The organism is Enterobacter cloacae complex sp. OE43NF, from assembly GCF_023544405.1.
In the GTDB taxonomy this organism is placed as follows: domain Bacteria; phylum Pseudomonadota; class Gammaproteobacteria; order Enterobacterales; family Enterobacteriaceae; genus Enterobacter; species Enterobacter cloacae.
In genome coordinates this window covers 26,409-39,117 of the sequence record NZ_JAMJFW010000027.1, presented here as the reverse complement: position 1 = coordinate 39,117, position 12,709 = coordinate 26,409, and the positions used below count along the sequence as shown (strand labels likewise).

The window sequence follows — 12,709 nt, the reverse complement described above, 5'->3', positions numbered from 1 at the left end:
CAAAAGAAAGGCAATATTGTTAAGCCAGTAAAACGAGAAGCCATAATGAGCGTGATGTTTGATCCTGAAGCCGCAATCTATCCCTTCCCGCCGAAGCCTGTTCCGCTGAGCATGGATGAAAAGCAGTTCTACCGTGAGAAAATCAAGCGTCTTCTCAAAGAGCGAGATGCCGTGATGGTGGCACATTACTACACCGACCCGGAAATCCAGCAGCTGGCGGAAGAGACCGGAGGCTGTATTTCTGACTCTCTGGAGATGGCGCGCTTTGGTGCAAAACATCCTGCTTCCACGCTCCTGGTTGCGGGGGTGCGTTTTATGGGGGAAACGGCAAAAATCCTTAGCCCTGAAAAAACCATCCTGATGCCAACGCTGAACGCGGAGTGTTCACTGGATCTCGGCTGTCCGATTGACGAATTCTCGGCCTTCTGCGATGCCCATCCTGACCGGACCGTGGTGGTGTACGCCAATACGTCGGCTGCAGTGAAAGCGCGCGCAGACTGGGTTGTTACGTCGAGCATCGCCGTTGAACTGATTGAGCACCTGGACAGCCTGGGTGAGAAGATTATCTGGGCACCCGACCGCCATCTGGGAAGCTACGTCCAGAAGCAGACCGGGGCAGACGTGCTCTGCTGGCAGGGCGCCTGCATCGTTCATGACGAGTTCAAGACGCAGGCACTGTCCCGCATGAAGGCGCTTTACCCTGATGCCGCTATTCTTGTTCATCCTGAATCACCGCAGTCGATTGTCGACATGGCCGATGCCGTGGGTTCAACCAGCCAGCTTATTAATGCTGCCAGAACGTTGCCGCATAAGCAGCTTATCGTGGCGACCGATCGCGGTATCTTCTACAAGATGCAGCAGGCCGTCCCGGAGAAAGAGCTCCTCGAAGCGCCAACCGCAGGCGAGGGGGCCACGTGCCGCAGCTGTGCGCACTGTCCGTGGATGGCGATGAACGGCCTGAAAGCGATTGCCGAGGGGTTAGAAACCGGCGGTGCGGCGCATGAAATCCATGTGGATGCCGCTCTGCGTGAAGGCGCGTTAGTTCCACTTAACCGCATGCTGGATTTTGCGGCTACACTACGTACTTAATTCACTACGTCCCGGGGAAAAGATGGATTTTTTTAGCACACAAAACATTCTGGTTCATATACCGATTGGTGCAGGTGGCTATGACCTGTCATGGATTGAGGCCGTTGGCACGCTGGCGGGATTACTCTGTATCTGGCTCGCAAGCCTGGAGAAGATCAGCAATTACGCGTTCGGGCTCATTAACGTTACGCTGTTTGCGATTATCTTCTTCCAGATCCAGCTCTACGCAAGCTTGCTTTTGCAGCTGTTCTTTTTTGCGGCCAATATCTACGGGTGGTACGCGTGGTCGCGGCAGAACAGCCAGCAGGAGGCCGAGCTGCAGATCCGCTGGTTACCCTTGCCGAAAGCCATCGCCTGGTTTGTCGCGTGTGTGGTCGCCATTGGTTTAATGACGGTCTACATCAACCCGGTATTTGCTTTCCTGACCCGTATTGCTGTGGCGGCCATGTCCGGCATCGGGTTACAGGTGACAATGCCAGTGCTTCAGCCGGATGCTTTCCCGTTCTGGGATTCCTGCATGATGGTGCTGTCCATTGCGGCGATGATCCTGATGACCCGTAAATACGTTGAGAACTGGCTGCTGTGGGTCATCATCAATGTCATCAGCGTGGTGATTTTCGCCCTGCAGGGCGTCTATGCGATGTCTCTGGAATATCTGCTGTTGACCTTCATTGCCCTGAACGGAAGCCGGATGTGGATTAACAGCGCGCGTGAGCGAGGCTCTCACGCGCTCTCCAATTAATGGTGATGATGATGTGAATGGTCGGACTGCGCCTCATTCAGGTGGCAATCCGGCCCGTTACAGGGCTGGTACTCCATCTGGATGGTCGCGTGACCAATTTCATAGTGATGTTCAAGAAAGTGCTGGATGCGTTCGAGCAGCGCATCGTGGTCGTGCGGCGGGATCACCTGGACGTGCAACGTCATAACCGGTTTCTCGCCCACCAGCCAGACATGCACGTGGTGGACGTTACGTACTTCAGGAACTGAACGATGCAGATTACGCTTTAACTCGGCGATATCCACAGAGGCGGGGGCCCCCTCCAGCAACTCATTGACGCTCTCCTTCAATAGCCGCCAGGCGCTGCGTAACACCAGACACGAGACCAGTACAGAAAGAATAGGGTCGACAGGCGTCCAGCCGGTGTAGAGGATCACCAGTGCGGCAACTATGGCTCCCACCGAGCCCAGTAAATCTCCCATCACATGCAGAGCCGCGGCGCGTACGTTAAGGTTCTTTTCACCACTGCCGCGATGCAAAATCCAGAAGGCCAGAAGATTGGCAAGCAGCCCCGCCACGGCGATCGCCATCATTGTCATCCCGGCGACCGGCTGAGGGTGTCTGAAGCGCTGAATGGCCTCCCAGACGATAAGAAGGGTAATGACCACCAGCGCAATCGCATTAACAAACGCGGCAAGCGTCGTCAGCCTCAGCCAGCCGAACGTATGGCGTGCATTAGGAGGACGACGGGCAAACTGTACGGCCAGGAGGGCAAAAAGCAGCGCTGCTGCATCGGTAAGCATATGTCCGGCGTCAGCCAGCAGCGCCAGGGAGCCGGAGATCAAACCGCCGATGACCTCAATAATCATGAAGGTGGCGGTAACGCCGAAGGCCAGCAGCAAGCGTTTAGCGTTGTCGTCGCCGGAGGCGTGGGAATGTGTGTGAGCCATGTTATCTTTCCTGATTCGTTATTGTTATTAGTGTAGCGTTTTTAATAAGTTACTCAAAAAGAAAGGAGAGCCTGAGCTCTCCTTTCGCAGTTAAATCAATAACCGGTTACTGGGTTGTACCATCCGTTTTGGTATTGGCATCATCGCCCACTTTGTCATTCGCGTCCGGGCAACGGCCGTCTTTACACATTGTGTTTTTGTGAACCTCATCCTTGCTCATATTGTCATGATTCATGGTGCCGGAGTCGGTACCATCAGGGTGCAGCATCGTGCCGCCGGTGTTGGTGTTCCCGTTATTAATTTGGCTGTTATCGACATTGTTCGGGGCGACATTCTGTTTGGCATCAGGGGCCACCTGGCCTGCTGACGCAGCCGCGTTAGCATCGCCGTTACCCGATGAGCTCGTTTCAGCCGCAAGAACGCTGCCGCTTGCCAGGGTGAGGGTTGCCGTCAGGAAGAGAGTTGCCAGTTTCGTCATTTTCATCATGGTGCTCCTGTTCTTGTCGTTACGCTGGATAACATTCTCCAACAGTGCATCTTTTTCAGAGGCGAAAGATCCCGCCAGACGGACTTACGTCAGTAGGGAATCGCGTTTAATAAAGCAAAAATGGTTGTTACAGTTAAAAAGCTTAGGTTAGATCTCGTTTTTCGCTATTTTGTGGCGATTTTTAGGCGAATTCCAGGAATTATCTGCGTGAAGTGTAAAACCGTGTTTACACTTCCTGGTCGACAAGATAGATTGAAAGGATTGCTTTCATTACAAAAGATATGGCAGAGCTGGAAAGAAGATGAATTATCAGAACGACGATTTACGCATTAAAGAGATCAATGAGTTATTACCTCCTGTAGCACTCCTTGAGAAATTCCCCGCCACTGAAAATGCCGCAAACACGGTTTCTCATGCTCGTAAAGCGATCCACAAGATCCTGAAAGGTAATGACGATCGTCTTCTGGTGGTGATTGGCCCGTGCTCAATCCACGATCCTGCCGCGGCAAAAGAGTATGCCGCGAGACTGCTTAAGCTGCGCGAAGAGCTTAAAGATGAGCTGGAAATTGTGATGCGCGTGTACTTTGAAAAGCCGCGCACCACCGTTGGCTGGAAAGGGCTGATTAACGATCCGCATATGGACAACAGCTTCCAGATTAACGACGGCCTGCGTATTGCGCGCAAGCTGCTGCTGGAGATTAACGACAGTGGCCTGCCTGCCGCCGGTGAGTTCCTGGATATGATTACGCCACAATATCTGGCAGACCTGATGAGCTGGGGCGCCATTGGCGCGCGTACCACTGAATCTCAGGTTCACCGTGAACTGGCGTCCGGCCTCTCTTGCCCGGTGGGGTTTAAAAACGGTACCGATGGCACCATCAAAGTCGCTATTGATGCCATCAATGCGGCAGGGGCACCACACTGCTTCCTGTCCGTGACCAAATGGGGTCACTCTGCCATTGTTAACACCAGCGGTAACGGTGACTGCCATATCATTCTGCGCGGCGGTAAAGAGCCTAACTACAGCGCAAAACATGTCGCGGAAGTGAAGGTCGGGCTGGAAAAAGCCGGGTTGCCGCCTCAGGTGATGATCGACTTCAGCCACGCCAACTCCAGCAAGCAGTTTAAAAAGCAGATGGAAGTCGGCGCAGATGTTTGTCAGCAGATTGCTGGCGGCGAGAAAGCGGTGATAGGGGTGATGATTGAAAGCCATCTGGTTGAGGGTAACCAGAACCTCGAAGGCAGCGAGCCGCTGGTCTATGGCAAGAGCGTGACGGATGCCTGCATTGGCTGGGAAGATACCGACGCCATCCTGCGTCAGCTGGCGAATGCGGTAAAAGCCCGTCGCGGTTGATTCTTCCGGCACTAATAAAAAAGCGCGGAAGGCTCCGCGCTTTTTTTATGCCCGGCGAAAATTACTTCGCTTTACCCTGGTTCGCAACAGCCGCGGCTTTCGCTGCGATCTCATCCGCGTTACCCAGATAGTAGTGTTTGATTGGCTTGAAGTTTTCGTCGAACTCATACACCAGCGGTACGCCAGTCGGGATGTTCAGTTCGAGGATCTCGTCTTCACCCATGTTGTCCAGGTATTTCACCAGCGCGCGCAGGGAGTTACCGTGAGCGGCGATGATCACGCGCTCACCGCTTTTCAGGCGTGGCAGAATGGTTTCGTTCCAGTAAGGAACAACGCGGTCGATGGTCAGCGCCAGGCTCTCGGTGGTTGGCAGCTCAGCGTCGGTCAGTTTCGCGTAACGCGGGTCGTGGCCCGGATAGCGCTCGTCATCTTTGGTCAGCTCTGGTGGGGTGACCGCGAAGCCGCGACGCCACTGTTTAACCTGCTCGTCACCGTACTTCTCAGCGGTTTCGGCTTTGTTCAGACCCTGCAGCGCACCGTAGTGACGCTCGTTCAGTTTCCAGGATTTCTCAACCGGCAGCCAGGCCTGATCCAGCTCGTCCAGCACGTTCCACAGGGTGTGGATGGCACGTTTCAGCACAGAGGTGTAAGCAAAATCAAAGCTGAAGCCTTCTTCTTTCAGCAGTTTACCTGCTGCTTTTGCTTCGCTTACGCCTTTCTCAGACAGATCAACGTCGTACCAACCGGTGAAGCGGTTTTCGTTGTTCCACTGGCTTTCGCCGTGGCGCACCAGAACCAGCTTAGTAATAGCCATCTCTTACTCCTCAAGCATTTTTAGAATGATAACAATTCTCATTATATTGCCGTGGCCGTGCCAGCAGCAACGCTTAACCCTAACCATAGCGAAAATAGTCTCTGAGTGTAAGGTGCTTGTGAATCCAGGGTTATGATTTTGTCTGCGATTGGCGCTATTTTCAGCAAGGCGTGCAGAAAAAAGCCCTCCAGGGGAGGGCTGACGATGTTGCGGCCGGAGGTTAAGCGTGCGGAGTAAAATGATACTCGGTGACGCTGACGTACTCTTCACCCGGGCGCAGCACACAGTCCGGCTGTGGCCATTCGGGATGGTTCGGGCTGTCCGGCAGGAACTCGCTTTCCAGCGCCAGACCTTGCCAGTCGCTGTACTCGCCGTGCTCTCGTGCGGTTGTCCCGCCAAGATAGTTACCGGAGTAGAATTGCAGGGCAGGGGCGCTGGTGTAGACCGTCATCTGCAGTTTTTCATCCGCAGACCAGACCTGTGCAGCAGGCTGTTTCACATCGCCTTGTGCCTGCAGCAGGAACGCGTGGTCGTAACCTTTCACCTTGCGCTGATCGTCATCGCTCAGGAAATCCTGGGCGATGGATTTTGCGTTGCGGAAGTCAAAGCTGGTACCTTCCACGGGCTTCAGACCCTGATACGGAATGCCCATCTCGTCCACCGGCAAATAGGCATCCGCAAGGATCTGCAGCTTATGGTTACGCACATCGCACTGATTACCGTCCAGATTGAAGTAGGCGTGGTTGGTCAGGTTGACCGGACACGGCTTATCGGCCGTCGCACGGTATTCAATGGCGATACGGTTGTCGTCGGTCAGCGTAAAGCGTGCAAACGCGGTAAGGTTACCCGGGAATCCCTGGTCGCCATCCAGCGAGTCAAGTGAAAACAGCACTTCCCGGTCGTTTTGCTGGACAATTTTCCAGCGGCGTTTGTCAAATCCTTCCGGTCCACCATGCAGCTGGTTCTCACCCTGGCTTGGCAGCAACGTGTAGCGAACACCGTCGAGCTCAAAACGGCTTTTCGCAATGCGGTTCGCATAGCGCCCGACGGACGCGCCAAGATAGGCGGCCTGGTTGATATACTGCTCAGGCGAGGCGCAGCCGAGAAGGGTTTCGCGCACGCTGCCGTCTGGCATTGGTACGCGGGCGGAAAGTAGGGTGGCACCCCAGTCCATGAGCGTAACAACCATCCCCGCGCTGTTGCGCAGGGTTAACAGGCGATACGGCAGACCATCCGGTGCGAGGGTTGGCGTTTCGTTTAGCACTGTCCGGCTCCTTGTGATGCTTTACAAACATAGAACGTTTCTTTAATGCCCGTTTTGGCTTCGTACTGTTTCTCCACCGCCGACTGGACGGCCGGGACGAGATCTTCCGGCACCAGAGCGACGATGCAGCCACCAAAACCACCGCCCGTCATGCGTACACCGCCTTTATCGCCGATGACTGCTTTGACAATCTCCACCAGGGTGTCGATTTGCGGAACGGTGATTTCGAAGTCATCGCGCATGGAGGCGTGGGACTCTGCCATCAGTTCCCCCATACGTTTCAGGTCTCCTTTTGCCAGCGCGGAAGCGGCTTCAACGGTTCGGGCGTTTTCGGTCAGCACATGACGAACGCGTTTTGCCACTACCGGATCCAGCTCGTGCGCCACTTTGTTGAATTCATCAAGCGTCACGTCGCGCAGGGCCGACTGCTGGAAGAAGCGTGCGCCGGTTTCGCACTGCTCGCGGCGGGTGTTGTACTCGCTGCCCACCAGCGTACGTTTAAAGTTGCTGTTGATAATCACGACCGCGGCACCCTTTGGCAGGGGAACGGCTTTGGTTCCAAGCGTTCGGCAGTCAATCAGTAACGCATGCTCTTTTTTGCCCAGCGCGGAGATAAGCTGGTCCATGATGCCGCAGTTGCAGCCCACAAACTGATTCTCCGCTTCCTGGCCGTTCAGTGCGATTTGCGCCCCGTCCAGCGGCAGATGGTACAGCTGCTGGAAGACGGTTCCCACCGCCACTTCCAGGGATGCCGACGAGCTTAAACCGGCCCCTTGTGGCACGTTGCCGCTGATGACGAGATCTGCACCGCCAAAATTCTTGTTACGCTTTTGCAGATGTTTCACCACGCCGCGCACATAGTTGGACCACTGCTGGCTGTCGTGGATAACAATCGGGGCATCGAGGGAAAACTCGTCTATCTCATTACTGTAATCCGCCGCAATCACGCGCACTTTGTGGTCATCGCGCTTTGCGCAGGCGATCACCGTCTGGTAATCAATGGCACAGGGCAGAACAAAACCGTCGTTGTAGTCGGTGTGTTCACCAATCAGGTTTACGCGGCCAGGTGCCTGGATAACGTGGGTGGCAGGGTAGCCAAATTTTTCAGCAAACAGGGATTGTGTTTTATCTTTCAGACTCATTTATTAGACTCCTGATTCGCGATAATGGACATCGCTAACGGCACGCAGGCGTTCTGCGGCCTGTTCTGCCGTCAGGTCACGCTGGGTTTCCGCCAGCATTTCATAGCCCACCATAAATTTACGCACCGTCGCAGAACGCAGCAGCGGCGGATAGAAATGGGCATGCAACTGCCAGTGTTGATTCTCTTCGCCGTTAAACGGTGCGCCGTGCCAGCCCATTGAGTACGGGAAGGAGCACTGGAACAGATTGTCGTAACGGCTGGTCAGCTTTTTCAGCGCCAGCGCAAGATCGTCACGCTGTGGGTCGCTGAGATCCGTAATGCGCTGAACATGTGCTTTAGGCAGCAGCAGCGTTTCAAAGGGCCACGCCGCCCAGTACGGTACAACGGCCAGCCAGTGTTCCGTTTCGACCACAGTACGGCTACCGTCGGCCAGTTCACGCCGGGTGTAGTCCACCAGCATCGGGGAGCCGTTTTCCGCGTAATAGGCTTTTTGCAGGCGATCTTCTCGTTCGGCTTCGTTGGGCAGGAAACTGTTCGCCCAGATCTGCCCGTGTGGATGCGGGTTAGAGCAGCCCATCGCGGCGCCTTTATTTTCGAATACCTGCACCCACGGATAAGTCTGGCCCAGCTCCGCAGTTTGTGCCTGCCAGGTGCTCACCACCTCTTTCAGCGCATCAACACTAAGCTCCGGTAGCGTTTTGCTGTGATCGGGCGAGAAGCAGATCACGCGGCTGGTTCCCCGGGCGCTTTCACAACGCATCAGCGGATCATCGCTCTGCGGCGCGTCCGGCGTGTCGGTCATGAGCGCGGCAAAATCGTTGGTGAAAACGAAGGTGCCTTTGTAGTCCGGGTTTTTATCTCCCGTTACGCGGGTGTTGCCCGGACACAGGAAGCAGTCCGGGTCGTGCTGTGGCAGCGTCTGTTTTGCAGGCGTCTCTTGCGCCCCCTGCCAGGGGCGCTTGGCGCGATGCGGAGACACCAAAATCCATTGCCCGCTAAGCGGGTTAAAACGACGATGCGGATGATCGACGGGATTGAATGAAGTCATGACGGATCCTTAGTCCGGATAACCTTGTGGGTGGCGAGACTGCCAGTGCCAGGTATCCTGTGCCATTTCATCCAGCGTGCGGGTAACACGCCAGTTAAGCTCTTTATCGGCTTTGGTTGCATCAGCCCAGTATGCCGGGAGGTCTCCTTCGCGGCGGGGGGCGAAGTGATAGTTGACCGGCTTACCGCAGGCTTTGCTGAAAGCGTTAACCACATCCAGCACGCTGCTGCCAATACCGGCGCCGAGGTTGTAAATATGCACGCCCGGTTTGTCGGCCAGCTGCTGCATTGCCGCCACGTGGCCGTCGGCCAGATCCATAACGTGGATGTAATCACGCACGCCGGTGCCATCTTCAGTTGGATAGTCATTGCCGAACACCGCCAGCGACTCGCGGCGGCCCACCGCCACCTGTGCGATATACGGCATCAGGTTATTCGGAATACCCTGCGGATCTTCACCCATATCGCCTGACGGATGGGCGCCGACCGGGTTGAAGTAGCGCAGCAGGGCGATGCTCCACTCCGGTTGTGCTTTTTGCAGGTCGGTCAGGATCTGTTCCACCATCAGTTTGCTTTTGCCGTACGGGCTTTGTGGCGTACCGGTGGGGAAGCTTTCAACGTAAGGAATTTTGGGCTGATCGCCGTAGACGGTGGCGGATGAGCTAAAGATGAAGTTTTTGACGTTCGCCGCGCGCATGGCGGAGATAAGACGCAGGGTACCGTTGACGTTGTTGTCGTAATACTCAAGCGGCTTCGCGACCGACTCACCGACCGCTTTCAGGCCAGCGAAGTGGATCACCGTTTCAATGGCGTGGTCGTGGAGGATCTCGGTCATCAACGCTTCATTGCGGATGTCACCTTCGACGAAAGTCGGCTGTTTTCCGCCAAGACGTTCAATCACAGGCAGCACGCTGCGCTTACTATTGCACAGGTTGTCGAGGATGATGACATCATGACCGTTTTGCAGCAGTTGCACACAGGTATGACTTCCTATGTAACCGCTACCACCTGTTACCAGAACTCGCATATTTCGCTCCATTAGGCTTATGGTATGTAATAACCATAGCATAACAGAGACGTGAAAAGTGTGACATGGGATAAATTAGTGGAATCGTTTACACTGTTTTTCAAACCCGCTTTTTTTTGATCCAGTCGCATTGTAGATCAAACAGATAAAGAAGTATCACTGCAGGTTATCTGAAAAGCGGAGGGCGGCACCCTCCGGAAGTTAATCGATTTTGCTCAGCAGGTAGCGATAGTGCTCACCGTCCGGGATAAACTCCAGACGGTGCGTGATGCAGGCCGGTGCGTCTTCAGCATGATGTGAGACAAACAGTAACTGGGTCTCACCTTCGCCAATCAGCACATCCACAAAGCGACGGATCAGCTGGCGGTTCAGCGGATCCAGCCCCTGAAGCGGCTCATCGAGGATCAGCAGGGTCGGGTGTTTCACCAGCGCCCGGACGATCAATGCCAGACGCTGCTGCCCCCAGGACAGACTGTGAAACGGCGCATCAGCGACCCGGTTGTCCATCCCCAGAATATCCAGCCACTGCTGGGCCAGCTTGTGCTGTTTGTCCGATACCGCCTGATAAATACCGATGGAATCAAAGTACCCGGAGAGGATCACATTGCGTACGGTGGTGCTGACCCGGTAATCCAGATGCAGGCTGCTGCTGACATAGCCGATATGCTTTTTGATATCCCAGATGGTTTCACCGCTTCCGCGACGGCGGCCAAACAGGGTCAGATCGTTACTGTAGCCCTGCGGGTGATCGCCGGTGATCAGACTCAGCAGCGTCGATTTCCCCGCGCCGTTGGGACCGACAATCTGCCAGTGTTCGCCCGGGTTAACCGTCCAGCTGAGATGATTCAGGATCGGACGATCGTCATAAGAGACCACCCCGTCACGCAGCACAATCCGCGGCTGATTGGGATCTAAAGCGAGACGTACCGAAGGGGCATCGGGTTCGGGCAGGGTAATGCCGTCGAGCTTTTCGCTGTGCGCCAGTTGGGCAATCAACGCCTGCTTTAGCAGTACCGATTTTTCGCCGGTTTCGGTAAGGCTGCAGTCCGCCAGCACCCCGGCGTTCTGCACAAAATCCGGGATTTCATCAAAACGGTTAAGCACCAGCACAAGGGTGTAGCCCTGCTGGTTAAGCGAGGCCAGCAGGTCCGCCAGTTGGGCGCGGGACTGCACGTCCAGACCGTCGAACGGCTCATCCAGGATTAACAGCTCAGGTTCGCTCATCAGCGCCTGGCAGAGCAGCGTTTTACGCGTCTCGCCGGTAGAAAGGTATTTGAAGCGGCGGTTGAGAAGGGCGGTGATGCCAAACTGCTCCGCCAGCTGCTGACAACGGGCAGGATTGTTGACTTCATCCTGAATAATTTCTGCCGTTGTGCGGCCCGTGTCTTCTTCGCCCGGGCTGAGGAGGTCCGTGTTGTTACGCTGCCATTCATCGCTCACCAGCTTCTGCAACTGTTCAAACGACAGGCGCGTCGTACGCGTAAAATGGCTCTGGCGTTCACCTTTAAGCAGGGTGAGCTCTCCGGCCAGCGCTCGGGCCAGCGCGGACTTGCCGCTTCCGTTGGTGCCCACAAATGCCCAGCTTTCACCCGCATGGAGTGTTAAATCTGGCAGCGTCAGCGTTCGGGTATCGCCAAGACGAAACGTACCTTGCGAAATATGCAATGATGACATGATTTATCCCATTTTTTGCAGCATCAGATGTCAGGGATACTCACTGTCGACACGCTTGTCAATCTGCTCAGCACAATGTGGCGATAATTACCCGGTCTGCGTTGAAATATGCGGTGACTACAGCACCTTCTTCTAATTCGTGCGCCTCGCTCAGGGCAACCGTCGCGCACAGCACCTGGCCGTCCGGCAGGGTCATCAGGACCTCACACTGCGCTTCACCACGTTCAATGTGCTGGATGGTGCCCTGCAGCTGGTTGTCTGCCGCTTTGGCGCGTTCGGCATCGCGCGTCACTGCGACCCACGGCGCTTTCAGCAACACCAGCACCTCCTTGCCTTCATCCAGCCCCAGACGCTCTCCGCTTTGGGCGGTAATCGCGGCTTTCAGGCGGGTGGTACCGTCGGCAAGCAGGATCTCGATATGTTGCTGGACCTGCCCGTTATCGCGCGCGGTGACCGTGCCAAACCACTGGTTGCGGGCGCTGGTCTGGAGTGAGAAGCGAGAAATGGCGGCTAACAGGCTGTCCAGCGGGAGGTTATCATCGTCACTTAGCACATCGAACGCTTTCTGCTGGATATGGGCCAGCAGGTCATAAAGCTGAATCAGACGCTGGCCGTAGCGGGTCAGCACGGCGCCACCGCCCCCTTTGCCGCCCGTGGCTCGCTCAACCAGCATCTGCTCGCTCAGGGTATTCATGTCGTTGATCGCGTCCCAGGCGCTTTTATAACTAATGCCCGCGTTCTTTGCCCCCTGGCTTATTGAACCCGTTTGTTCTATTTGTTTAAGCAGGGCGATACGTCGCGGATCGGCGAAAAGCTTCTGCTGAAGTCGTAGGGTAAGGAGAATTTCAGCCTGCATAACGGAGTGTCCTGACAAAAGGGCTATTGTGAACCAAATGGCACAGGGCGCAAAGGGGACCGCACAAAAGGGGATGTTTTTCTTACTTTTCAGGGTAGAATAAGCCGTCCACAATATCTGGAGAAAACCATGTTAGAGTTGTTGAAAAGTCTGGTATTCGCCGTGATCATGGTACCAGTAGTGATGGCCATCATCCTCGGTGCCATCTACGGCCTGGGTGAAGTGTTCAACGTCTTTTCGAACATTGGTCACAGAGACCGCGCTAAAAAGCAGCACTGATTC

Annotated in this window: 13 protein-coding genes; 4 read left to right on the top strand and 9 right to left on the bottom strand. The window is 55.3% G+C overall.

Annotation, left to right across the window (positions count from 1 at the left end):
* Positions 1 to 45 precede the first annotated feature (45 nt).
* Both nadA and pnuC read left to right on the top strand, forming a co-directional pair.
* Entirely contained in the window at positions 46 to 1,089 is a 1,044-nt protein-coding gene (gene nadA / locus M8370_RS14030) for a quinolinate synthase NadA (RefSeq protein WP_029882503.1), read from the top strand.
* A 22-nt stretch (positions 1,090 to 1,111) separates the two neighbouring features.
* On the top strand, positions 1,112 to 1,831 hold the full coding sequence (gene pnuC / locus M8370_RS14025; protein ID WP_058650392.1) for a nicotinamide riboside transporter PnuC: 720 nt from the start codon (positions 1,112 to 1,114) through the stop codon (positions 1,829 to 1,831).
* Here the strand turns inward: pnuC and zitB are convergent.
* Entirely contained in the window at positions 1,828 to 2,760 is a 933-nt protein-coding gene (gene zitB, locus M8370_RS14020; RefSeq protein WP_013097525.1) for a CDF family zinc transporter ZitB, read from the bottom strand. The two genes, pnuC and zitB, sit on opposite strands and share 4 nt — an antisense overlap.
* A gap of 106 nt (positions 2,761 to 2,866) precedes the next feature.
* Positions 2,867 to 3,244, bottom strand: a complete 378-nt coding sequence (locus M8370_RS14015; protein WP_020685076.1) for a YbgS-like family protein — start codon at positions 3,242 to 3,244, stop codon at positions 2,867 to 2,869.
* A 304-nt stretch (positions 3,245 to 3,548) separates the two neighbouring features.
* On the opposite strand from M8370_RS14015, the gene aroG reads away from it, so the two are divergent.
* Positions 3,549 to 4,601, top strand: coding sequence for a 3-deoxy-7-phosphoheptulonate synthase AroG (gene aroG, locus M8370_RS14010; protein ID WP_013097523.1), 1,053 nt, complete (start codon positions 3,549 to 3,551; stop codon positions 4,599 to 4,601).
* A 61-nt stretch (positions 4,602 to 4,662) separates the two neighbouring features.
* Here the strand turns inward: aroG and gpmA are convergent, their stop codons facing one another.
* The 7 genes from gpmA to modE all read right to left on the bottom strand — a co-directional run bounded on the left by gpmA (position 4,663) and on the right by modE (position 12,427).
* A complete protein-coding gene (gpmA, locus tag M8370_RS14005) occupies positions 4,663 to 5,415 on the bottom strand; it encodes a 2,3-diphosphoglycerate-dependent phosphoglycerate mutase (protein ID WP_008501111.1) in 753 nt (250 codons plus the stop codon).
* A gap of 220 nt (positions 5,416 to 5,635) precedes the next feature.
* Positions 5,636 to 6,679: a galactose-1-epimerase gene (galM, locus tag M8370_RS14000; RefSeq protein WP_149896560.1), complete on the bottom strand. Its 1,044-nt coding sequence runs from the start codon at positions 6,677 to 6,679 to the stop codon at positions 5,636 to 5,638.
* On the bottom strand, positions 6,673 to 7,821 hold the full coding sequence (gene galK / locus M8370_RS13995; protein ID WP_250021210.1) for a galactokinase: 1,149 nt from the start codon (positions 7,819 to 7,821) through the stop codon (positions 6,673 to 6,675). Before galK ends, galM begins: the two co-directional genes overlap by 7 nt.
* A gap of 3 nt (positions 7,822 to 7,824) precedes the next feature.
* Positions 7,825 to 8,871 carry a galactose-1-phosphate uridylyltransferase gene (gene galT, locus M8370_RS13990; protein WP_250021209.1) on the bottom strand — a complete coding sequence of 349 codons (1,047 nt, stop codon included), beginning with the start codon at positions 8,869 to 8,871 and terminating at the stop codon, positions 7,825 to 7,827.
* A 9-nt stretch (positions 8,872 to 8,880) separates the two neighbouring features.
* Entirely contained in the window at positions 8,881 to 9,897 is a 1,017-nt protein-coding gene (gene galE, locus M8370_RS13985; protein WP_023622345.1) for a UDP-glucose 4-epimerase GalE, read from the bottom strand.
* Positions 9,898 to 10,098: 201 nt separating this feature from the next.
* Positions 10,099 to 11,571, bottom strand: a complete 1,473-nt coding sequence (gene modF / locus M8370_RS13980; RefSeq protein WP_023622344.1) for a molybdate ABC transporter ATP-binding protein ModF — start codon at positions 11,569 to 11,571, stop codon at positions 10,099 to 10,101.
* Between the two features lie 67 nt (positions 11,572 to 11,638).
* Positions 11,639 to 12,427 (bottom strand): molybdenum-dependent transcriptional regulator, encoded by a 789-nt coding sequence (gene modE, locus M8370_RS13975; protein WP_250021208.1) that lies wholly within the window; start codon positions 12,425 to 12,427, stop codon positions 11,639 to 11,641.
* Positions 12,428 to 12,556: 129 nt separating this feature from the next.
* Here modE and M8370_RS13970 point away from each other — a divergent pair, with 129 nt between their 5' ends.
* Positions 12,557 to 12,706: an AcrZ family multidrug efflux pump-associated protein gene (locus tag M8370_RS13970; protein ID WP_013097516.1), complete on the top strand. Its 150-nt coding sequence runs from the start codon at positions 12,557 to 12,559 to the stop codon at positions 12,704 to 12,706.
* The last annotated feature ends 3 nt before the right edge of the window (positions 12,707 to 12,709 follow it).